Origin of the sequence: Streptosporangium sp. NPDC000563 (assembly GCF_040299985.1) — a bacterium.
Taxonomy (GTDB): Bacteria; Actinomycetota; Actinomycetes; order Streptosporangiales; family Streptosporangiaceae; genus Streptosporangium.
The window spans coordinates 1522297-1544749 of the sequence record NZ_JBEPDA010000001.1 but is presented as its reverse complement, the minus strand read 5'-3'; the positions used below and the strand labels follow the sequence as shown (position 1 = coordinate 1544749).

Sequence of the window (22453 nt, the reverse complement as noted above, 5' to 3'; positions counted from 1 at the left end):
CGCGTGCGGGCCCCCGCCGGATACCGGCGGCACCGCGCCATCCGACCGGTACGCCGGCCCCGGCACCCGGCCGGCCGCGCGTCAGCCTCCGCCGCGCAGCTGGTCCCGTATGGCGCGTGCCAGCCCGGGGTCGTCGGCGATGACTCCGTCCACGTTGAGCCGGTACAGGCGCTGCAGCCACCTTTTCACCCCTTCGGCGGCGCGCCCGCCGGAGGCGCCGCTCCCGAGATCCGCCCGAAGCCGCGCGAACCTGCGAACCGTCGTGGCGTGGACGAGGAGCCCTTCCCGCTGGGCGTTCCCGACGAGCGTGGCGGGTGACACCGATCTCCCGCTGAGACCCGCGGAACCGATCCGCTTGGTGACCAGACCGATGCCGTCGGCGTACTTGGCGACCTCCCGCAGTCCCGCCGGGGTGACCATGTCGTCGTAGGTGAGCGGGTCACCCGCGCTCGCGAGGTCGTACGGGGCGCCGGTCGCGCCGACGAACTGGATGAGCCGCAGCCGGGTGAGGGAACGCAGCCGCCTGAGATTCCCCGCCTCGAAGGACTGGATGAACACCGGGTCCCGCTCGTCGTCCCATCCGTAGCGCGCGAAGGTCTCCAGGAGAGGCTCCTCCAGGGGCAGCCCGATCGAGGCGAAGTAGGTGGGGAACTTGGTCTCCGCGTAGACACCCACCCCGTGTTTGCGCGCCAGCTGGACCACCTCGTCGAGCGTCGGGATGCGCTCCATCCCGTCGTACGCGGTGTTCTCCCGCCGCTCCGTGGCGAAGCGCTCCCTGGCACGGAGGGTACGCAACTCCTCCAGGGTGAAGTCCTCGGTGAACCAGCCCGTGTGCCGGATGCCGTTGATGACCTTGGAGGTCCTGCGGTCGGCGAACTCGGGATGTCCGGCGATGTCGGTGGTCGCCGAGAGCTCGTTCTCATGCCGGGCGACCAGCACGTGGTCCTTGGTCGAGACGAGGTCCGGCTCGATGTAGTCGGCGCCCATCGAGATGGCGACCGCGTAGGCGAGAAGCGTGTGCTCGGGCCGGAAGGCACTGGCGCCGCGATGCGCGATGATGATCGGCGCGACTTCGTGACGGCCGAAATGCCGTGCCTCCGGGTTCGCCGGAGAGGTCGCGAACCGTCCGTTCGCGGAACTCCCGTCCGCGGAACTCTCGGAGTTCGCGGGCCGGTCGGCCACCGAGTCACCGGATCGCCAGGCCGCGGGGCTCACGGACCGCCTGCCCGTCGAATCGACGTGGTGAAGGGCTCCGATCACGGTCATCCCTATGAATACGGCCAGCACACCGGCCCGCGCCTTGTTCACCCGCGTACACCCCCCGCTCCGGTTCAGCAGGGGGACACATCCGCATAAGCGGCTATACCCGGACTGGAGATGCAATTAACGATCAGAAGTGATTTCTAGCCGAGATAACAGCACATGACCACTTCATGCGACATTTCACCACATATATCCCGATATTGCTGTCCACAAAAAAAGAGTGAGCGACTGATCACTCACTCTTCGGCGAAGAGAAACGCGGGCCGGTCGGCGGATCGGACTTCCGGGCCCCGACCTCGGATCACCACTCGCCCCGTGACCCGTCCCACCGCCCCTGCCGATACCCGTCCCTGTGCCGATGCCGCCTCACGCCGTCCCCGGCCCACACCGGTCGTCCCGGCTCCCGGCCCCTGTGCCGCCAGGCACCCGCCCCCTGCCGTCCGGCCCCATGACCCTCTCGCCACCCGGCCCGCGGACCTCGACGCCGAGACTCCCACGCCCCCGGTCGCTCACGGTCCCGGTCGTCACCGCCCTCGGCGTCCGGGTCCGACCGCGGGGAGTCCCGGACGCCGCGACTCCCGAACCCTCGCCCCTCGCCGCGTTCGCCCTCCGGGCCCCGACGCCAGAAACCGCGATCACCCTGGTGTTTCCACCCCGGATATCGCCGCCCTGTCTCCCACGCCCTGTGCCGTCCGCCGCCGGAGTGTCCCGGCCGCCCGAATCCCCAGTTTCCCTTGCGTTCGACGGTCGTCCTCGAACGTTCGGCCGTCCGCCCGCCGTTGCCCCAGTTCTTGGTCGTCCAGCCCCCGGCGTGCTTCGGCGTCGAATGCGCGAAACGTTTGCCGCCCCACCCCGTGTGTCGATCGTGCCCCTTCGGGTGTTGTACCGCGCCAAGAGCGGCCACCCCTATGAGTACGGCTACGACCCCGGCCCGCACGATGCTCACCTGGACACACCCCCGCCTTCTGATCATTCGGGGGGATGCCTTTTATCGAAGAACTTCCTACCCGGATCGGCGGGGAGGCTAACGAGCGGCGAGAACGTCGCGACCCGCGGATTCGCGGCGTATCGCACCCGACCGGGGAAACACCGCACCCGGACCGCGGGCCGGACACGGTGGACTCAGGCGCGCCGGGTCTTCGACAGGGTCGCGTAGACGATGATGTTGTCGGTGTAGTGGCCGGTCGCACGGTTGTAGACACCGCCGCAGGTGATCAGCCGCAGCGTCGCCTCACCGGTGTTGCCGTAGACCCGCTTGGACGGGAAGGCCGTCTTGCTGACCTGTTCCACACCGTCGACCGTGAACTCCGCGAGACTTCCGTCGGACCGGGAGACCTTGATCTTGTCCCCTCGGCTGATCTCCTTCAACCGGCTGAAGACGGCGGCGCCCTTCTTGGTGTTCACGTGCCCGAGGACCACCGAGGGCCCCTGCTGCCCGGGGATCGGGCCGTGCTTGTACCAGCCCGCCTGGTTGGGCCTGCTCAGCGGAGGTGTCTGGATCTCCCGTTTGGAGTCGACGCCGAGCGCCATCAGCGGGGCGAGCACGCCGATCTTCGGGATGGCGATCCGCCGGGGCTGCACGCCGTCGCTCTTCAGCGGCTCCGGAGGCATGGTCACCGGCAGTGGCGGCGCCGCCGTGGGCGCGGCGGCCGTGAGCGGGGCGTCCAGCCCGCCCGGTCCCACCGAGGAGGGCACCACTCCCACCGGCTGCTGGCCGGCGGCCGGGACCTCCTGGATCTGGATGTTGCTGTCCGCCGCCTGCGGCACGGGCGGCCCGTACGGCGCGTCCTCCACCGCGGGGGGCAGGTAGGCGAGCAGCCCCGCCATGATCGCGGCCACCCCGCCGAGCGATCCCGCCACGAGGAGCCCGGCCATCAGCATGCTCCCCTTGGGCTTGGGAGCGGGGCCGGTGCCGTGATAGGGGTCGGGACCGCCCTGACCAGGTCCTTGATACATCCGGCGTCTCCTTCAGCTGTCCCTCTGGCCGCGCGCGTGTGCCGCCCGCCGCCTCATCAAGGCCACACCGCCCAGCGCGCTTCCCGTCACCATCGCCGTTCCCGCGCTGAGCAGCCCCAGCCCGGAGCCACCCTCGGGAGCCTCACCCGTCTGCGCCCCGCCGCTGGGCGTGATGATCACCTGCGGCGCGGTGGGGGTGGCCCTGGTGGGGGTGACGGTGGCGGTCACGGTGAGGGTCGGCTTGGGCGTGGAGGTGGTGGTGCTCCTGGTGGTGCTGTTCGGCCCGGGCGTCTGGTTGCCGGCCCCGGTCTGAGTGTTCGTCGGGGTGGGGGTGGCCGTGCCCGTCGGGGTGCTCGTCGGGGTGGCCGTGGGGCTGCCCGTGGGCGTAGTGCTGGGGGTGACGCTGGGGTCCGGGGAGCCCGTCACGCTGGGCGAGGGGGACACGCCCCGCTCGGAGATCGTGACGTCCACCGAGACCGGCGCGCTGACGAGCGTGCACGTGGCCCGGTAGTCGGCCGGCGGGTTCTGCAACTCCCTCGTGATCACCCGGAAGGCGTCGACCTGCGCGAACTTCCCGTCCTCCAGGTTCGTGACCTGGAGGGTGTGCTCGCCGTACTTGAGGCCGTTGAACCTCCACAGCGTGAGCCCGCCCCGGTGCGCGGCGTTCGTCGGCGTGCCGTTGGCGTCCTTCGAGGCGTCGATGGAGGCCGGCGTGGCGTCCTGGCCGTCGATCTTGAAGCCGACCTGCCCCGCCTCGATGCTGCGCCGGGCGACGTACTCGATCCCGGTACCGGTGAACGTGAAGGTGGCGAAGGAGTTCACCTTGTCGGTGCGGTGCAGGTCTCGGCCGTAGTCGCCGATGCTGAGCGCCTCGTCGTTCAGCTCGTACCAGTCGGCCGCCGCGTGATACTTCACCCGGGGGTCGTCGTTGTTGACCATGACCTCGCCGGCCGGGGGCATGAAGTCCACGAACAGCTTCCGGGGAGAGACCTTGAGCGTGCCCGGCTGGTCGGTGTGGGCGGCGTCGGAGATCCCCTCGGGGAGTTTCAGGATGCTGCCCGGCTGCAGCTTGCCCGGCTGGTCGACGACACCCTTCGGCTGCAGGACGCCGATCCAGCTCCCGGACATCTGCACGTTCCCGGTGACCAGGACCTTGCCTCCGGGACCGAAGTAGTCCGGCGAGCCGAACCTGGCCGGGTCGCCGTTCTTGTAGTTGAGGTCCCAGCCGATGTTGAGCGGCTCCCCGACGGTGAGCGTCGTGGGAATCGACACCTTGGTCCGGAGGTTCACCGTGCTGCCTCCCAGGGCGATCCCCCCGGTGCAGCTGTAGTCGACCACGAGTTCGGCGATGCCGCTGCCGGACGCACCGGAGGCGCCGGAGGGCAGTGCGACGAGCGCGCCACCGAAAAGGCACAGGGCCGAAACCGCGAGGGACCTACGGAGCCCAGATCGCCACCGAACCACCACATACTCCGATCACGAAGGCTGCCGTCAACAGGCATACCCATAGCACACCGAGGGTAGATCGTACGGTTTGAACCATCTTCGGCGCAGCGAGATCGTGGGTGGATTCGAAGACCGTGGCGTACTTGTGATCTGGATATACCTCTACATACCACAGCAAGCCACGCTAACAGCGCGATATCGGCTGTACCTGCTAGTAACAGAATTGTATTCTGTATCACGAGCCGTCGCGAGTCGTCACGAGTCCCAAGGAGGCACACCATGCAGCGAGACCTCTTCGAGGAGGAGCACCGGCTCTTCCGAGAGACCGTGCGCGAGTTCCTGGCCCGCGAGGTCGCGCCCCACCACGATCAGTGGGAGAAGGACGGCATCGTCCCGCGCGAGGTGTGGAAGAGGGCCGGAGAGATCGGGATGTTCGGCTTCGGGGTGCCCGAGGAGTACGGCGGTGCGGGAATCACGGACTTCCGCTACAACGCCGTGATCGTCGAGGAGGTGATGGCGATCGGCGCGACCGGCCTGGGCTACTCGCTGCACAACGACGTGATGGCCCCGTACTTCGTGGACCTCACCAACGACGAGCAGAAGGCCCGCTGGCTGCCCGGGTTCGCCTCCGGCGAGCTGATCACGGCGGTCGCGATGAGCGAGCCCGGCGCGGGCAGCGACCTGCAGGGCATCAGGACGACCGCCGTACGCGACGGCGACCACTACGTGGTCAACGGCCAGAAGACCTTCATCACCAACGGCATCAACTCGGACCTGGTCGTCGTCGTGGCGAAGACCGACCCGGACGCGGGCGCGCGGGGCATCTCCCTGCTCGTCGTCGAGCGGGGCATGGAGGGCTTCAGCAGGGGCCGCAACCTGGAGAAGATCGGCATGCACGCCCAGGACACGGCGGAGCTGTTCTTCGACAACGTCCGGGTCCCCGCGGCCAACCTGCTGGGCCCGCAGGAAGGGCAGGGCTTCTTCCAGCTCATGGCCAACCTGCCGCAGGAACGCCTCTCGATCGCGGTGATGGCGGTGGCGGCGGCGGAGACGGTCCTGCGGACGACGATCGAGTACTGCAAGAACCGGACGGCCTTCGGCCGGAGCATCGGCGGCTTCCAGAACACCCGTTTCGTGCTGGCCGAGCTGGACACCGAGGTGGACATCGCCCGCCTCTATGTGGACAGGTGCATCCTCGCCCTCAACGCGGGGGAACTCACCGCCGTGGACGCCGCCAAGGCGAAGTGGTGGACCACGGAGCTGCAGACCAAGGTCATCGACCGCTGCCTCCAGCTGCACGGCGGCTACGGCTACATGATGGAGTACCCCGTCGCCAAGGCCTGGATGGACAGCCGCGTCCAGACCATCTACGGCGGCACCACCGAGATCATGAAGGAGATCATCGGTCGCTCCTTCGGCTTCTGAGACCGGCCTCGGAGCCCGGCCGGAGGCGCCGGGCGCGGACCCCTCGCTTCGGCCATGAAGGTGAGGCCCGACGCGGGAAGAGGTGAGGCCCGACGCGGGAAGACGCTCCAGGACCGGCTCTTGCCGCTCACGGGCCACTCCCGCTCAAGGACACCCGGCTCCTGAGAACCCCGGAACGTCCCGCGAAGAGCCGCCGTCCACGCCCTCGCGGGGCGGCGGCTCCCGTGACCGGCCGGGCCCCTCACCCCTCGGTGATGTCCTCGACCTGGGTGGCCACCCCGTCCTTGATCGTCACCTTGGCGAACAGCGCGCCCCTCTTCTTGATCGCCGCCTGCAACTGCTCCATCGAGCAGCTGTACGGGGCCTGCCCCTCCCTGCAGACCAGCCCCCGCGCGTCGCGCACGACCGTGAACGGCAGCAGGAGGGCCTTCACCTCCCGGTCGCTCTCCGCGGTCACGGTGATCCCGTCCACCCCGCGCAGGGCGATCTTCCCTCTTATCGTGGCGTCGACGTCCCGGCTCCCGGGAACGCTCACGGACGGCGACGCCGCGACGGGATCGTCGGGCTCCGTCGACGCGGAGGCGGCCGGGGTCGGCGTGAGGGAAGGGGAGAGCGTGGCGGAGGCCACGGGAGACGGAGTGACCGAGGCGGTCACGGTAACGGTGGCGGTCGCCGGCGCGCCGGAGGCTCCGCTCCCACCGGAACACGCGGAAAGGGCTGCGGCCAGGGCTGCCACCAGCAGGGCACACGTTGCCTTCGAGGTCCTGTTCACGAAAGGTAACGATCCCATGGGTCGGGGATTGCGTTTACCAACCGCGAAGACGGCTTCGGCGCCGCATACTGGTCAATGGAGACTCCCCCGAGGTGGTGACGATGGACAGCGGACTGATTCTGCTGATCTTCCTGGCGTTCCTGTTCGCCTGGGGCCTGAACCGGGTGCGGCGTGCCTTCCGGCTCGGCCCGGTCGCGTACATCGGCGTCATGGCCGTGTTCGTCATCGCGATGCTCGCCATCTGGGGACAGACCGTCCGCTGACCCCTCCCTCCGGCCCCGGACGACGCCCTCCCGAGCCGTGAATCCGCGAAAAAGCCCCGCCTACCGGGAGCCCTCCAGCAGCACGCTCGCGACCAGCTCGGGGTCGTCGGTCATCGGCAGGTGTCCGCACCCCTTGAGCAGCTTCACCCGCTGCCCCGACCATCTGGCCGCGCGGATGGCCTGCCGGCGCGGAAGCAGCCGGTCGCGCTCGCCCCAGGCGATCGTGACCGGCGCCTTCGGCGGCGCGGGAGGCATCAGCCCCGCGAACGAGGCGAGGGTCTCGTCGAAACCGGAGGCGTCCCCCAGTGCCTGGAACCCGGCGAGCAGCGCCTCGGACGAGACCCTTCGGGGATGGGCGACCAGCACACCGGCGCAGAGAAGGCGTCCCAGCGGATCTTCCACGAGGGCGGCTCGCTGCGGAGAAAGGTGGCGAACCGAGGCCCGGCCGGCGCGGAGGACGGCTCGCGCGTACATGAGCTCGCTGCGGTTCCAGAATCCGGCCGGAGAGAGCGCGGTGGCCGAACGGACCACCCCGCGCGAGGCGAGTTCGAGAGCGACGTAACCCCCCAGGGAACTACCCGCCACATGAGGGTCGCGCAGGCCGAGCACATCGAAGAAGGACTCGATCGCGTCCGCCAGGCTTTCCGCCGTGTACGGCGTGCCGGGCGGCAGCGGCGGCGAGATGCCGAAACCGGGAAAGTCGACCGCGATCACGTCACGTTCGGCGGCGAGTCTGTCGAGCACCGGCAACCATGCCTGCCAGTGATGCCCGATGCCGTGCAGCAGGACGAGGGGAGGACCTGTCCCGCGCCGTTCGAACGCCAGCTCCATGCCCCCGAGTCAACCATCGATCGGGAACGGGTGCCAGTCGTGCCGCCTGCGGCTCAGCGCGACCTGGTGGGGATCTCGAACCAGACGGCCTTGCCCTCCTTGGTGGGACGGGAGCCCCAGCGCCTGGCGAGCTGGTCGACGAGGTAGAGACCTCGCCCGCCCTCGTCGTTCTCCCCCGCGCTGCGGATGCGTGGCAGCCGAAGATCCTGGTCGAAGACCTCGACCCAGACGGACTCCCTGCCCCGGCGGATCCTGAGCGTGAACTCCTTCTCGTTGACGATCTCGTCTTCGAAGCCGGGAACGTCCCAGGACTCGTCGAACGGCAGCGGGGGGCCGTCCATCGTCAGCTCCCTGCGCGGGATGCTGGCGGTGGCGGCGTGCAGCACGACGTTGGTGACGACCTCGGAGACGAGCAGGCAGGCGAGCTCGGCGCGCTCCTCGGGGACGTTCCAGCCGATGAACGCCTCCGAGGCCATCCGGCGCGCCTCCCCGACCATGATCGGCTGAGCGGGGAAGGTGCGCTCCTCGACGGCCAGGTCCTCGGAGGCGGACCTGAGTACGAGGATGGCCATGTCGTCGTCGATCTCACCGGGCACCGCGACGGTGGCGGCGTCGGCGATCTCCTCGACGGAGGCGTCACCGATCTTGATGAGCTTGCCGCAGAGCTGCGCCAGCGCCTCCTCGACGTTGGGCGGCCTGCCGTCGGCGTCGCGGATGGGGCGGCGGTCGACGAGCCCGTCGGTGTAGAGGAGCAACGAGGCCCCGGGGGGCAGCGTCCGCGTCTCCTCCTTGTAGACCAGGTCGGCGTGCATGCCCTTCGCCCGCACTCCCAGCGGCTGGCCGACCTCGCGGATGTCCAGCTCGGTGCAGGTGCCGCCGATCAGCAGCAGCGGAGGGGCGTGACCGGCGTTGGCGAACGACAGCTGCCGCGACCAGGCGTCGTACACGAGGTACTGGCAGGTGACGATGGGCGGGACGCTGATGTCGGCGCCGCTCTCGTCCTGCTCGGGGGTCGCGATGATGCGCGTCCACTCGTCGAGCCTGGCGAGGATCTCCGCGGGCGGCTTGTCGTCCTGGGCGAACGCCCGCAGGGCCGCCCGCAGCTGTCCCATCACCGCCGCGGCCTTGGCGCCCCGGCCCTCGACGTCGCCGATGACGATGCCGACCCGGCCCGCCGAGAGCGGGATGACGTCGTACCAGTCGCCGCCGACCTGAGTCTGGATGCCCTGCCCGTGGCTGGCCAGGGGGGCGGCGGGGAAGTAGCGGACCGCGATCTCCAGCCCGTCGAGCTGCGGCAGCGCGCGGGGCAGCAGGTGCTTCTGGAAGGACTCCGCGGTGTGCCGCTCCTCCTCGAACAGCAGGGCGTTGTCGACGGCGAGGGCGACCCTGGTGGCGATGGCCCCCACGAAGTCGCGGTCGAAGGCGTCGTAGTGCGGGCTGCGCCGGTCGGTCAGGTTGGACAACCCCAGATAGATGAGCCCGAGGGTCTCTCCGCGCACGCACAGCGGCGCGACGATGGCCGAGGTCATGCCGATCTCGGCGGCGAGGCGGGTGTTGGCCTCGCCCGGACTGGGATAGTTGGTCTGGGAGAAGTCCTCGACGAGGATCGTCTCCTGGCGGCGCAGCGCGATCTCGGCGTAGTGCCCCACCGGGTAGTGGATCTCCGCCCCGAGCGGCGCCCAGGTGTTGGGCGGCGGGCTCCAGCCCTGGACGTGGGTGGAGACCCTCCGGGTGAGCCGCCCCTCCTCCACCAACTCGATGAAGCAGTGGTCGGCGAACTGCGGGACGAGCATCTCCGCGACGCGCTTGAGCGTCTCCTCGACGTAGAGCGATCCGGCGAGGCGCTCGCCGATCCGCTCCAGCAGGCCGAAGCGGTCCTTCTCCCGCTCGTTGCTGCGCATCGCCTCGCGGGCGGTGATGACGATGCCCGTCACCGCTCCCGAGGGATGCCGCAGCGGCACGGCCTGTGCCCGTACGTAGATGATCGTCCCGTCACCGCGCCTGACGTCGAACGTGCCCTCCCAGACGCCGCCCTTGAGGACGTGCTTGGAGAGCTCGACGGCGAGCGGGTGGTCCTTCTCCATGATGCCCAGGGAGAGCGACTGGTCACGGGGCCCCGAGGTGCCGGGGCGCCCGAACAGCCTCTCCGCGAACGGGTTCCAGTAGAGAAGGTTGCTGAACCTGTCGGTGACCACCACCGCCATCTCGGCGAGATCCAGGACGGAGCCGGCCGTGAGGTGATCAGCGGCGTCCTGGGAAACATCCCCCCACCGCTTCATCCGGTGACCGCCCCTCGTGGGCGGGTGTGTGCAAAGCGAACCACGGTTGCTCCTGCAGTCTCGGCCTGGGAGCGGAGGGACTCCCGAACGGGATCCAACCGAGCTAGGGGGCCTCGGTCAGCGTGTGGAGACGAAAACGTGCGCGGCAATCTCTCGCGGGAGATCCGCAAGAAAATTGTCCGCCTCGTCGTCACCTGTCACCCGCACACCGTCGTCGCTCGCCGCGAGCGTCACCTCGCGTCCGGGTTGTATCCCGACTTGCTTGAGTTTAAGCATCACAGCCGGATCGCTTTGCACTTGTTCGCTAATTCGCCGCACGACAACGGGTATATCTCTGGGTCCGGCCATCGCGGCCATCGACGGCAGCGACTCCAGCCTCCCCCCGGGATGGCCGACGACACCGAGCTCCTCAAGGCCCGGGATCGGATTGCCGTGCGGGTCCTCCGTGGGATTGTTGAGCAGGCTGATGAGCCTGGCCTCCACGGATTCGGACATGACGTGCTCCCAGCGGCACGCCTCGATGTGCACCTCTTCCCAGGGCAGACCGATCACCTGGGTGAGCAGGCATTCCGCGAGGCGGTGTTTGCGCATGACACGGGTCGCGAGGGTGCGTCCCAGATCGGTCATGGTCAGATGGCGGTCGCCCTCGACGCGAACCAGGCCGTCGCGCTCCATCCGGGCGACCGTCTGGCTGACGGTGGGACCGCTCTGCTGGAGACGCTCGGCGATACGCGCGCGCAGGGGGACGATGCCCTCCTCCTCCAGCTCGAAGATCGTACGAAGGTACATCTCCGTCGTGTCGATCAGGCCGTGTGCGGTCAAGGTTCCTCCCGTCCTCTCTCGATGCTACGTCCATCGCGCGGTGTTCCCGGGAGGGCGGCGCGGGACCTCGGAAGTCTGAGAAGACGACCCTATTGGGAGAACAGCCCACGATGACAAAGAAGGGCAACGCCCGAGGACGCCAAATCCTTCCCTAGCTGCTCAAACGCTGCGCGCGAGCGGGCGATATTTTCTGAAGGCCGGGACGGCCAGCCCCACCGCGAGCACGGCCACCGCGCAGGCGACCCCGCCGCCCACCCACGCCCACGTGGCGCCGAACCACGAGGCGGTGCCACCGGCCCGCAGATCGCCCAGCCTGGGACCTCCCGCGACCACCACCAGGAACACCCCCTGCATCCTCCCGCGCATGTCGTCGGGCGCGTGGGTCTGCAGGATCGTCTGCCGCCACACCGCGGAGACCAGGTCGGCGGCCCCGCCGAACGCGAGCAGGGCGACCATCAACCACAACCGGTCGGCGAGCCCCGCCGCGGCGACGGTGAGCCCCCATGCGGCGATCACGTACGTGAGCGCCAGTCCCTGGCGCTGGACCCGGCCCACCCAGCCCGACAGCAGGCCGCCGAGCACCGAGCCGATCGCGATACTGGCCGACAGCCAGCCGAACGCGATCAGAGAGCCGCCGAACCGCTCGTCCACGATCTCCGGGAACAGCGCCCTGGGCAGCGCGAACGCCATGGCGATGAGGTCGACGACGAACGACATCAGCACGACCGGATGTCCGGAGATGTAGCGCAGACCGTCCACGACCGACCGCAGCCCCGGGCGGGTCACCTCTCCGATCGGTTCGAGTTTCGGCAGCCTCAGCGCGGCGTAGAAACCGGCGCCGAACAGCAGCGCGTCGATCAGGTAGGCGGCGGCGAAGCCGCTTCGCGCGAGCACCGCCCCGCCGAGCAGTGGCCCGATGACCGTGCCGAGGCCGCCCGCCAGGAAGTTGAGGGTGTTGGCCGCGGGGATCAGGTCGACGGGGACCAGCCTGGGGATGATCGCGCCTCTGGTCGGCCCGGTGATGGCGAAGCCGGTGGCGTGCACGGCCACGGTGGCCAGCAGCAGGCCGACGCTCGTCGAGCCCAGTGCGGCCTGGACGAGGAGCGCGAGCGTCCCCGACCAGGCGATCAGCGCGCCGACGATGAGGAGTCTGCGCCGGTCGACCGCGTCGGCGATCGCGCCTCCCCAGAGTCCGAAGACGATCAGGGGGATCAGGTTGGCCGGACCGAGCATGCCGACCCAGAAGGACGACTTCGTGATGTCGTAGATCTGGGCGCTGACGGCCACCGAGGTGAGCTGGAAGCCGATGAACGACACACCCTGACCGGCCCAGAGCCTCCGGTAGGCGGGTATGGCGAGCGGGCGCGTATCAGCCGCATGCCTACCAACGAAGTCCCTGAACCCCACCCCGACACCCCTCTAACCGACATACATGGATATATCAGCACAAAGCGGGGAGGGTGTTCAGGGGGCCAGACGTTCGACGACCCAGGTGGCGCCGGAGCGCCGGTAACGGAGGCGGTCATGCATGCGGTCGGTGCGACCTTGCCAGAACTCCACCTCGGACGGCACCACGCGCAGCCCGCCCCAGAAATCGGGGACGGGCGGATCCTCGGGCCAGCGCTCCGCCAACTCCTCGTAACGGGCGTCCAGCTCGTCCCTGGAGTGCACGACCGCCGACTGCCTCGACGCCCACGCGCCGATCCGCGACCCGTAGGGCCGGGACCTGAAATAGATGGCCGACTCCTCGCGCGGCAGCCGTACCACCGATCCCTCCACCCGCACCTGGCGACGGATGGAGTGCCAGGGGAACAGCAGGGCGGCACGCGGGTTCTCCGCCATGTCCCGGCCCTTGCGCGACTCGTAGTTAGTGTAGAAGACGAACCCGTTCTCGTCGTAGCCCTTGAGCAGAACCGTCCTGGCCGTCGGCCGCCCACCCGCCGAGGCGGTCGCGAGCACGGTCGCGTTCGGTTCGGGAAGCCCGGCGTCCACGGCGTCGCCGAACCAGAGGGCGAACTGGGAGAAGGGGTCGGGGGCGAGATCTGCCTCGATCAGGGGCAGTCCCTGGTACGTGCGGCGAAGGCCCGCCATCGAAGGCGGTCGCGATGTGGCATCCACGGGAAGGTATTCTCCCGTGCCGAGCAGGAAGCCCGCGCGGTGCCCCCCACCTGGGGCGATCGCGTTCCGGCGGGTCCGGCGGCACACCGCCTCGGCCCAGGGGGTTGAATATGACCCGCCGGTATCTCGACATCAAGGCTTTGACTTCAAGAAAGGGAGGCAGCCGAGAATGTCCGACTTCAAACCCGGGCTCGAAGGCGTGGTGGCTTTCGAGACGGAGATCGCGGAACCGGACAAAGAAGGGGGCGCCCTTCGCTACCGGGGCGTCGACATCGAAGAGTTGGTCGGTCGCGTCTCTTTCGGACACGTGTGGGGCCTGCTTGTCGACAACAAGTTCCAGCCGGGCCTGGCCCCGGCGGAGCCCTTCCCCATTCCTGTCCACTCCGGTGACATCCGCGTCGACGTGCAGAGCGCGCTGGCCATGCTGGCCCCCGCGTACGGTTTCAGGCCGCTGCACGACATCGACGACGAACAGGCCCGCGCCGACCTGGCCCGCGCCAGCGTGAACGCCCTGAGCTTCGTCGCGCAGTCCGCGCGCGGCCTGGGGAAGCCGATGGTCCCCCAGAGCGAGGTCGACAAGGGGGAGAGCATCGTCGAGCGGTTCATGATCCGTTGGCAGGGCGAGCCCGACCCCAAGCACGTCAAGGCCATCGACGCCTACTGGACGTCCGCCGCCGAGCACGGCATGAACGCCTCCACCTTCACCGCCAGGGTGATCGCCTCCACCGGAGCCGATGTCGCCGCGGCGCTGAGCGGTGCGGTCGGCGCCATGTCCGGCCCGCTCCACGGCGGTGCGCCCGCGCGCGTGCTGCACATGATCGAGGGCGTCGAGCAGCTCGGCGACGCCAAAAAGTACGTGCAGTCGGAGCTCGACAAGGGGCAGCGCCTCATGGGCTTCGGTCATCGCGTCTACCGTGCCGAGGACCCCCGGGCACGCGTGCTCCGCCGCACCGCCAAGGAGCTCGACGCACCGCGTTACGAGGTCGCCGCGGCGCTGGAGAAGGCCGCGCTGGAAGAGCTGCACGCCCGCAAGCCCGACCGGGTGCTCGCCACCAACGTCGAGTACTGGGCGGCGGTCATCCTGGACTTCGCCAAGGTCCCCTCCTCGATGTTCACCTCGATGTTCACCTGCGCGCGCACCGCGGGCTGGGCCGCCCACATCCTGGAACAGAAGCGCACGGGCAGGCTCGTCCGCCCCAGCGCCGACTACGTGGGTCCGTCCCAGCGCTCGGTCCAGGACGTCCCCGGAGCCGCCGAGGTCGTCCACCCCTTCTGAAGTTCCCCTCCTGTACGGCTGTCGCGCGACGTCTCGCGCGGCAGCCGTTGCCGGTCTCGGGTCCCCGAGGAACCCGCGGCACCCGGCTGCGCCCCCGGAGCCCACCGGGCGTGTCGAGCGCCGTCGAGCGCCCAGGACCCCGAAGAACCCGCGACACCCCGCGTGATCGTCCCGCCCTGCCCAAAACCCTTCAACGGCTCGTCTCGAAATCCGGACCCCGTCCTGGATCGATCCCCGGGCTCAGTAGGCTGGTCAGGTGGCTGACATCGTGATTCCCTCTGACATCAAGCCCGCCGACGGCCGTTTCGGCTGCGGGCCCTCGAAGGTGCGCCCCGAGCAACTCTCGGCTCTCGCGGCCTCCGGGTCCAGTCTCCTGGGCACCTCTCACCGCCAGAAGCCCGTCAAGGCGCTGGTCGGGCGCGTTCGCGCGGGGCTTTCCGAGCTGTTCTCCCTCCCCGCGGGGTACGAGGTCGTCCTGGGCAACGGCGGCACCACCGCGTTCTGGGACATCGCCGCCTTCGGACTGATCCGTGACAGGTCCCAGCACCTGCACTTCGGTGAGTTCTCCTCGAAGTTCGCCTCCGTGGCGGCCAAGGCCCCGTGGCTGGGCGACCCGACCGTGATCAAGTCGGAGGTGGGCACTCACCCCGAGGCCCGCCTGGAGGAGGGCGTCGACGTCTACGCGCTCACCCACAACGAGACCTCGACCGGCGTCGCGATGCCGATCAGGCGCGTGGGCGAGGAGGGCTCGCTCGTGCTGGTCGACGCCACCTCCGGCGCCGGCGGCCTGCCCGTCGAGGCGAGCGAGTTCGACGTCTACTACTTCGCGCCGCAGAAGAGCTTCGCCTCCGACGGCGGCCTCTGGATCGCCCTGATGTCCCCGGCCGCGCTGGCCAGGGTCGACGAGATCGCCTCCAGCGGGCGCTACGTCCCCGAGTTCTTCAGCCTCCCGGTGGCGATCGACAACTCCTCCAAGGACCAGACGTACAACACTCCGTCGGTCGCCACCCTCTTCCTGCTCGCCGAGCAGATCGAGTGGATGAACGGCAACGGCGGCCTCGCCTGGACGACCGCCCGCACGGCCGACTCGGCCCGGCGCCTGTACACCTGGGCGGAGAAGACCTCCTACACCACCCCGTTCGCGGCTCCCGAGTTCCGCTCCAACGTGGTGGGCACGATCGACTTCTCCGACGACGTCGACGCCTCCGCGATCGCGAAGGTCCTGCGGGCCAACGGCATCGTCGACACCGAGCCCTACCGCAAGCTCGGCCGCAACCAGCTGCGCGTCGCGATGTTCCCCTCCATCGACCCCGAGGACGTCGAGGCCCTGACCACCTGCGTCGACTACGTCGTCGAGCGCCTGTAGTCCCCCGCTTCCCCGAGGTGGGGCATCCGTCCTCGTCCGAGGAGGCGAGGACGGTCCGCGAGGGCTCGTTCCCCTTCTCCCGTCCCGGAAGCCGGATCACCGGCTCCCGGGGCGGGAGCCTAGGGCAGCGTGCTCGGGGTCCCGCCCGCCGCCGAGGCGTGGGCCCGCTCCCCCGCGAGCCGCGCCAGCTCGTGCAGTAGGCGCAGGGCGTCGTCCGGGTCCACCCCCTCCGCGAACCGCGAGAGTACGGGAGCCCGATCGGGACTGTTCGCCAGTGCCGCGAGCATCAGCCCCGCCACGTGTTCGTCCCGTGAGCGGCTCGCGGTGTAGCGAAAGGCGTTGCGCACGGGGGCCCTTTCCAGCAGGCCCTTCCTGACGAGACGCTCGGCGACGGTCTGCACCGTGGTGTAGGCCAGGCTCCGTTCGGCGTTCTGGTTCAGCATGTCCTGCACCTGGCGAACCAGCATCGGTTGCTTGCAGCCCCACAGCACGTCCATGATCGCGCGTTCCAGAGATCCCAGGTTCACCCGCGGCCACCTTTCGAGGGTCGCGCCCGGCTGTGATGGCCCTGGAACATGTACGGGCACGCGGCCAGGCAGGTTCACACATGAAATTTTGTCACATTGTCACTTAAATCAACCGATGCTTCCATAGCTGATGAATTACAGCAGAATCTTCTGTTGTGCGTTCACGGAAAAAACTCCCCGGGAATGTGGCCGAAAAGAACGCGCCGCCACCCGGTCCGGCCGTCCCGGATGCCGGTCGTGTCCCCGGACGTTCATCACCCCGCCGGCGAACGACCCCCGGAGCGGCTTTATTCGCCCCCGGAGGCCACGAACCACCCCGCCCGACCAATGTGATTACCAAGGCGCTACCAAGCGCCACATAGCGCCCACAGCCCCGTACAGCGCCCTTTTCTCAGCGAAGCCCTCGAAGGCGGCTGACAACCCCTCTCCGGGACAGGCCCGATGCCTGGAGGTTCGGTAGACGGAGATGCGGCTTTCCTCAGGTGACTTTCCGGGGAGGATCCCGAAGTCGGACGCGACGCGCCTTTGAAAGGTCTGTGTCTCTCAGTAGGCCGGAGTGACGGCCCTGGGGCGCCTGCGGCGCATCACCCAGGCCGCGATGATGCCGCCGATCAGCCCGAACAGGTGCCCCTGCCAGGAAATGCCGTCCTCGCCGGGAAGCACGCCCCAGATGATCGAGTAGTAGGCGATCGCCACACCGACACCGATCACGATGTCGAGGGCCCGGCGGTCGAACAGCCCTCGGGCGACGACAAGACCGAAATACCCGAAGACCAGGCCGCTCGCGCCGACCGTGACCGCATACGGCGAGCTGGTGAACCAGACACCAAGCCCGCTGACCAGCACGATGATCAGGCTGGCCCCCAGGAAACGGGCGATCCCGCGCAGCGCGGCGAGGAACCCGAGAACCAGCAGGGGAAGCGAGTTGGCCATCAGGTGGCCGAATCCGGCGTGCAGGAAGGGGGCGAGGAAGATGCCGCCCAGACTGTCGGGATTCCAGGCCCGGATGCCGTAAACGTCGAACTCCCCCGGCAGGACGTAGTCGGCGATCTCGACCACCCACATGACACCGACCAGGAGGACGTTGACGATCGCGGCGCCCAGCGCGCCCGCGGCCAGATCTCCCGCCCTGCGCTTCAGAAGATCGCCGGAGGATCGGCCGGTGGGGGTCGTTCCGGTCGCGTGGTCGTTCATGCACTCTCCTGGCCTTTGGAGCGTCGGCGTGAATGTCAAGTGCCCTCGCCACACCTGTCCACACCTTTACCGTACGCACTCCTGGCCGTGAATGCGCCGGGCGCGGCCCCTCGGATCGCGCCCGGCACACGGTTTTCCTTCGATTCCCGCCGATCCCGCCGATCCCGCCGATCCCGGCGATCCCGGCGATCCCGGCGCTACTCGCCCGCCCACCGGGGAGCGCGCTTCTCGGCGAAGGCCGCCGCCCCCTCCATCGCGTCCTGGGACGCGAACACCGGATTGATGATCTCTCCCTGCTTCGCGAACATCTCGTCACGGCTCCAGTCCGCCGACTCCACGATCACGCGCTTGGTCGCGGCGAGCGCGAGCGGGGCGTTGGCGGCGATCCTGCTCGCGAGCTCGACGGCCGTGGCCAGGGCCTCGCCCACGGGCGTGACATGGTTGACCAGGCCGAGCTCGTACAGCCGGGAGGCGGGAAAGTGGTCGCCGGTCAGGGCGATCTCCATCGCGACGTGGTAGGGGATGCGCCGCGGCAGCCGCATCACGCCGCCCGCCGCCGCGACCAGCCCTCGCTTGGGCTCGGGGAGCCCGAACTTCGCCTCCTCGGAGGCGATGATGATGTCGCAGGCCAGCGCGAGCTCGCAGCCTCCGGCCAGGGCGTAGCCCTCGACGGCGGCGACGAGCGGCTTCTTCGGCGGCGCCTCGGCGATACCGCCGAACCCCCTGCCCTCCACGACCGGGAAGTCCCCGGTCAGGAACCCCTTCAGGTCCATGCCCGAGCAGAACGTTCCGCCCGCGCCGGTGAGGACGTAGGCCGCCACGTCCTTCCGCTCCTCCAGCTCGTCCATCGCGGCCGCGAGGCCCCGAGCCACGGCGCCGTTGACCGCGTTCCTGGCTTTGGGGCGGTTGATCGTGATGACGGCCACGCCGCCGTCGACTTCGACCAGAACCTCGTCAGACACCGGATGACTCCTACTTGGGCTGGAAGCGGATACCACCGTCGAAACGGATCGTCTCGGCGTTCATGTAGTCGTTCTCGATCAACGAGCGGACCAGGTGCGCGAACTCGGAGGCGAGCCCCATGCGCTTGGGGAAGACCACCGGAGCCACCAGCTTGGCCTTGAACTCGTCGGCGTTGGGCGAGAAACCGTAGATCGGGGTGTCGATGATGCCGGGGCAGACGGTGTTGACACGCACGCCGATCGCGGCGAGGTCACGCGCGGCGGGGACGGTCATACCGACGATGCCGCCCTTGGACGCCGAGTAGGCGACCTGGCCGATCTGTCCCTCCAGCGCCGCCACCGAGGCGGTGTTGATCACTACACCGCGCTGGCCGTCCGCGTCGACCGGCTCGGTCTTCGCGATCGCGGCGGCGCCGATGCGCATGAGGTTGAAGGTGCCGATCAGGTTGACCTCGATGACCTTGCGGTACGAGGCCAGGTCGTGGGGCGAGCCGTCACGGCCCACGGTCCGGCTCGCCCAGCCGATGCCCGCGCTGTTCACCACGACACGCAGCGGCCTGCCGGTCGCCACGGCCGCGTCCACAGCCGCCTGCACCTGGTTCTCGTCCGACACGTCGGTCTTGACGAAGACGCCACCGAGTTCGTCGGCCAGTGACTTGCCGCGCTCCTCGTTGAGGTCGGCGATGACGACGAGGGCACCCTGCGCGGCGAGGTCGCGGGCCGTGGCCTCACCGAGACCGCTGGCACCGCCCGAGATGATTGCTGCTGCTCCGTTCACGTCCATGTGCGGACTTTAACGCGCGGACCGAATGAAGTTCTACTCGGGGTAGGGTAAAACTCGCCGACGCTAGATCTCCCCGACGGCGCTGCTCACGTCGGGATAGACCTTGATCCGCCGGTCGAGGCCCGTCGTGCGGAGGATCCGGGCCACCGGAGGCTGGGGTGCCGCCAGGCAGACCCCGCCGCCCTCGCCCGTGGCCAGCCGCCATGCCTCGATCAGCACGGACAGGCCGCTGGAGTCCATGAAGGACAGGGCGGTGAGATCGAGGACGAGCCGCGCGCCATCCAGCTTGATCGCGTCGCGGACCTCGTCTCGCAGGAAGGGAGCGGTGAACAGGTCGAGCTCGCCCTCGACAGCCACCACCACGGCGTCGCCGACGGCGCGGCGAGCCAGCCGTAGCTTCATCAGTCCTCCTCGCGCCCGAAGGGCAGATCCACTTTACTTCGCCCGCACTGCACGCGAGGTCATGCGCGATTGTTCACAGGAAGTTCGTATGGCACGAGCCCCACGACCGGAGGTGCCGCCGTCAGGGGGCGGCGAAACCGTACGGCAGTTCGAGCCGGTGGGCGGCGAGGAGGCTCGCGTCGGCGAGGATCTCACGGGTCGGCCCGTCCGCGGCGATCACGCCCCCGGAGAGGATGAGCGAGCGTTCGCACAACTCCAGCGCGTACGGCAGATCGTGGGTGACCATCAGGACGGTCACGTCGAGCCCTCGCAGGATCTCGGCCAGCTCGCGCCGGGAGGCCGGATCCAGGTTGGAGGAGGGCTCGTCGAGCACCAGGATCTCCGGCTCCATCGCCAGCACCGTCGCCACCGCGACCCGGCGGCGCTGGCCGAACGACAGGTGGTGCGGTGGCCTGTCGATCGTCTCCAGCATGCCCACACGCTCCAGCGCGTCCTTGACCCTCCGCTCCAGTTCCTCACCCGCGACGCCCATGTTGGCCGGGCCGAAGGCCACGTCCTCCCGGACGGTCGGCATGAAGAGCTGGTCGTCGGGGTCCTGGAAGACGAGCCCGACCCGCCTGCGGATCTCCCTGAGCGACTCCTTGCCGACCGGCAGTCCCGCCACGGCCACCGTGCCGTGCCCGGCGGTCAGGATGCCGTTGAGGTGCATCACCAGCGTGGTCTTGCCCGCGCCGTTCGGCCCGAGCAGCGCGACCCGCTCACCGCGCTCCACCCGAAGGTCCACACCGAACAACGCCTGCGTGCCGTCAGGGTACGCGTACGCCAGGCGGCTCACCTCCAGTGAGAGCGGCGCGGGCGGCGGGGACGAGGCCGGCACGGGCCGCGAGGACGGCACTGTCACACGAACCCCCAGCTCCCGAGTAGCACGGCGAGTGCCGCACCCGGCAACATACCGGCGACGAGCCACTGCCGCGAGGCGGCCGAGAGGTCCTGGATCACCGGCATCACACCGGTGTAGCCCCGGCTGAGCATCGCGAGGTGCACCCGCTCGCCCCGCTCGTACGAGCGGATGAACAGCGCCCCCGCCGATCTGGCGATCACCGGGATGTGCCGCACGTCCCTGGCCACGAACCCGCGCGACTCCCTCGCCACCCGCATCCGGCGCATCTCGTCCAGGATCACGTCCATGTAGCGGAGCATGAACATCGCGATCTGCACCAGCAGCGGCGGCAGCCTCAGACGCTGGGCGCCCAGCAGTATCAGACGTGGCTCGGTGGTGGCCGCGAGCAGCACGCTCGCGACCACGCCCAGGGTCGCCTTGGCCAGGATGTTCCAGGCGGCCCACAGGCCGGCGACGCTGAGCGAGAGCCCCATGAAGGTCACCCTCTCGCCGAACCCGATGAACGGGATGGCCAGCGCGAACACCACGAACGGGACCTCGACCACCATCCGCCGCAGCACGAACCCGGCCGGGATCCGGGCGAGGGCCGCCACGACGGCCAGGAGCGCGGCGTACAACCCGAAGGCCCAGAACCACTCGCGCGGGGTGGCGACCACCACCACGGCGAACCCGGCCACCGCCGCCAGCTTGCACTGGGGCGGCAGCCGGTGCACGAGCGTGTCGCCCGGCCGGTGGAGCTGGTGGTGGTGGCCCGATCCCACTAGGCGGACACCTTCTTGTCGCTGTCGTCGGAGCCGGTGCCGTCACCGTGGTCGCCCCGGCGGCGCACGGCGTAGAACACCCCGCCACCGACGGCGAGCGTCACCCCGACGCCGATCACTCCCGCCACACCCACCGGGATGCCGCCCACGTCCCCGTAGTCGGCGAGCGGCTGCTCACCCAGCGAGTGGTCGGTCGCCTGGTCGCTGAAGCCCTTGTCCTCGGCGACCCACTCCAGGCCGTCGGGCGAGGAGGAGGCGTAGAAGCTGACGACGCCCGCCAGCAGCGCCGCCACCGCGATTCCCGCGGGCAGGAACCAGCCGGGACGGCGGGCGGCGACCGGCGCCTGAGCCCCCTGGGATCCGGGGGATCCGGGGGTGACGATCACGTCGCCGTCCGCGCCACGCAGGACCAGCGGCGCGACGATTCCGCGGGCGCCGTAGACCAGGTCGGGCCGGATCGCGAGCACGGTGCTGACGGTGACCGCGGTGATCAGGCCCTCCCCCACGCCGATGAGCAGGTGCACGCCGCCCATCGCCGCGGCGACCGTGCCGATCTCGATGGGCGCGGTGCCGCCGATCCAGAACAGCAGGGTGAACGCGAGCGCCGAGGCGGGCACCGAGAGCAGCGCCGCGACGAACGAGGCCGCCACCACGACGCCCCTGTTCCGCACGCTCCGGGTGATCAGGAGGAAGACACCCCACCCGACCAGCACGGCGACGAGGCCCATCAGGGTGATGTTGACGCCCAGCGCGGTCAGCCCGCCGTCCGCGAAGAAGAACGCCTGCACCAGGAGGACGACGGCCACACACAACACCGCCGTGTAAGGGCCGACGAGTATCGCGGCCAGCGCACCGCCGAGAAGGTGCCCGCTGGTCCCCGCGGCGACCGGGAAGTTGAGCATCTGGACCGCGAAGACGAAGGCGGCGACCAGTCCGGCCATCGGAGCGGTGCGGTCGTCGAGTTCGCGACGGGCGCCGCGCAGGCACACGGCCACACCGGCGGCGGCCACCGCCCCCGCCGACACCGAGACGGCGGCGTTGAAAAAGCCATCGGGTACGTGCACTACAAGCCTCCGAAATGCGGATTTGCCCCTAACTTTAGGCC

General features: G+C 69.4%; 21 protein-coding genes. 4 read left to right on the top strand and 17 right to left on the bottom strand.

Annotated elements, in window-relative coordinates; genetic code table 11:
• Positions 1–81: 81 nt before the first annotated feature.
• The 3 genes from ABT352_RS07360 to ABT352_RS07350 all read right to left on the bottom strand — a co-directional run bounded on the left by ABT352_RS07360 (position 82) and on the right by ABT352_RS07350 (position 4683).
• The gene (locus ABT352_RS07360; protein ID WP_350943227.1) at positions 82–1308 is read right to left on the bottom strand and encodes a glycerophosphodiester phosphodiesterase family protein; all 1227 of its coding nucleotides are present in this window, start codon (positions 1306–1308) and stop codon (positions 82–84) included.
• Between the two features lie 1077 nt (positions 1309–2385).
• Positions 2386–3219 (bottom strand): class F sortase, encoded by an 834-nt coding sequence (locus ABT352_RS07355; RefSeq protein WP_350943226.1) that lies wholly within the window; start codon positions 3217–3219, stop codon positions 2386–2388.
• A 12-nt stretch (positions 3220–3231) separates the two neighbouring features.
• Positions 3232–4683, bottom strand: coding sequence for a hypothetical protein (locus ABT352_RS07350; RefSeq protein ID WP_350943224.1), 1452 nt, complete (start codon positions 4681–4683; stop codon positions 3232–3234).
• Between the two features lie 261 nt (positions 4684–4944).
• Between ABT352_RS07350 and ABT352_RS07345 the strand changes: the two genes are divergently transcribed.
• Positions 4945–6090: an acyl-CoA dehydrogenase family protein gene (locus ABT352_RS07345; RefSeq protein ID WP_350943222.1), complete on the top strand. Its 1146-nt coding sequence runs from the start codon at positions 4945–4947 to the stop codon at positions 6088–6090.
• 241 nt (positions 6091–6331) lie between these two features.
• Here the strand turns inward: ABT352_RS07345 and ABT352_RS07340 are convergent, their stop codons facing one another.
• On the bottom strand, positions 6332–6862 hold the full coding sequence (locus ABT352_RS07340) for a hypothetical protein (protein ID WP_350943221.1): 531 nt from the start codon (positions 6860–6862) through the stop codon (positions 6332–6334).
• 101 nt (positions 6863–6963) lie between these two features.
• Here ABT352_RS07340 and ABT352_RS07335 point away from each other — a divergent pair, with 101 nt between their 5' ends.
• The gene (locus ABT352_RS07335) at positions 6964–7125 is read left to right on the top strand and encodes a hypothetical protein (protein WP_350943219.1); all 162 of its coding nucleotides are present in this window, start codon (positions 6964–6966) and stop codon (positions 7123–7125) included.
• Positions 7126–7185: 60 nt separating this feature from the next.
• Here ABT352_RS07335 and ABT352_RS07330 read toward each other — a convergent pair whose 3' ends face one another.
• The 5 genes from ABT352_RS07330 to pdxH form a co-directional block, all read right to left on the bottom strand.
• Entirely contained in the window at positions 7186–7956 is a 771-nt protein-coding gene (locus ABT352_RS07330) for an alpha/beta fold hydrolase (protein WP_350943218.1), read from the bottom strand.
• A gap of 53 nt (positions 7957–8009) precedes the next feature.
• Positions 8010–10235: an ATP-binding SpoIIE family protein phosphatase gene (locus ABT352_RS07325; protein WP_350943216.1), complete on the bottom strand. Its 2226-nt coding sequence runs from the start codon at positions 10233–10235 to the stop codon at positions 8010–8012.
• A 117-nt stretch (positions 10236–10352) separates the two neighbouring features.
• Positions 10353–11057, bottom strand: coding sequence for an iron-dependent transcriptional repressor DtxR (locus ABT352_RS07320; protein ID WP_350943215.1), 705 nt, complete (start codon positions 11055–11057; stop codon positions 10353–10355).
• 159 nt (positions 11058–11216) lie between these two features.
• Positions 11217–12464 (bottom strand): MFS transporter, encoded by a 1248-nt coding sequence (locus ABT352_RS07315; protein ID WP_350943213.1) that lies wholly within the window; start codon positions 12462–12464, stop codon positions 11217–11219.
• A gap of 57 nt (positions 12465–12521) precedes the next feature.
• A complete protein-coding gene (pdxH, locus tag ABT352_RS07310; RefSeq protein WP_350943212.1) occupies positions 12522–13175 on the bottom strand; it encodes a pyridoxamine 5'-phosphate oxidase in 654 nt (217 codons plus the stop codon).
• Between the two features lie 169 nt (positions 13176–13344).
• On the opposite strand from pdxH, the gene ABT352_RS07305 reads away from it, so the two are divergent.
• Together ABT352_RS07305 and serC are read left to right on the top strand one after the other, a co-directional pair.
• Entirely contained in the window at positions 13345–14451 is a 1107-nt protein-coding gene (locus ABT352_RS07305) for a citrate synthase 2 (protein ID WP_350943210.1), read from the top strand.
• Positions 14452–14707: 256 nt separating this feature from the next.
• A complete protein-coding gene (gene serC / locus ABT352_RS07300) occupies positions 14708–15817 on the top strand; it encodes a phosphoserine transaminase (protein WP_350943209.1) in 1110 nt (369 codons plus the stop codon).
• 119 nt (positions 15818–15936) lie between these two features.
• Here serC and ABT352_RS07295 read toward each other — a convergent pair whose 3' ends face one another.
• From ABT352_RS07295 to ABT352_RS07260, 8 genes are all read right to left on the bottom strand, one after another.
• A complete protein-coding gene (locus ABT352_RS07295) occupies positions 15937–16344 on the bottom strand; it encodes a BlaI/MecI/CopY family transcriptional regulator (RefSeq protein ID WP_350943208.1) in 408 nt (135 codons plus the stop codon).
• A gap of 543 nt (positions 16345–16887) precedes the next feature.
• Positions 16888–17538 carry a rhomboid family intramembrane serine protease gene (locus tag ABT352_RS07290; protein WP_350943207.1) on the bottom strand — a complete coding sequence of 217 codons (651 nt, stop codon included), beginning with the start codon at positions 17536–17538 and terminating at the stop codon, positions 16888–16890.
• 197 nt (positions 17539–17735) lie between these two features.
• Positions 17736–18500, bottom strand: coding sequence for a crotonase/enoyl-CoA hydratase family protein (locus tag ABT352_RS07285; protein ID WP_350943206.1), 765 nt, complete (start codon positions 18498–18500; stop codon positions 17736–17738).
• Positions 18501–18510: 10 nt separating this feature from the next.
• The gene (locus ABT352_RS07280; protein WP_350943205.1) at positions 18511–19284 is read right to left on the bottom strand and encodes an SDR family NAD(P)-dependent oxidoreductase; all 774 of its coding nucleotides are present in this window, start codon (positions 19282–19284) and stop codon (positions 18511–18513) included.
• Between the two features lie 63 nt (positions 19285–19347).
• The gene (locus ABT352_RS07275) at positions 19348–19686 is read right to left on the bottom strand and encodes an anti-sigma factor antagonist (RefSeq protein ID WP_350943203.1); all 339 of its coding nucleotides are present in this window, start codon (positions 19684–19686) and stop codon (positions 19348–19350) included.
• A gap of 121 nt (positions 19687–19807) precedes the next feature.
• Complete coding sequence (locus ABT352_RS07270; protein ID WP_350943202.1) at positions 19808–20587, bottom strand: energy-coupling factor ABC transporter ATP-binding protein; 780 nt, start codon at positions 20585–20587, stop codon at positions 19808–19810.
• Entirely contained in the window at positions 20584–21348 is a 765-nt protein-coding gene (cbiQ, locus tag ABT352_RS07265; RefSeq protein ID WP_350943201.1) for a cobalt ECF transporter T component CbiQ, read from the bottom strand. The genes ABT352_RS07270 and cbiQ overlap by 4 nt, the downstream gene beginning before the upstream one ends.
• Positions 21348–22412, bottom strand: a complete 1065-nt coding sequence (locus tag ABT352_RS07260; RefSeq protein WP_350943199.1) for an energy-coupling factor ABC transporter permease — start codon at positions 22410–22412, stop codon at positions 21348–21350. Before ABT352_RS07260 ends, cbiQ begins: the two co-directional genes overlap by 1 nt.
• Positions 22413–22453 lie beyond the last annotated feature (41 nt).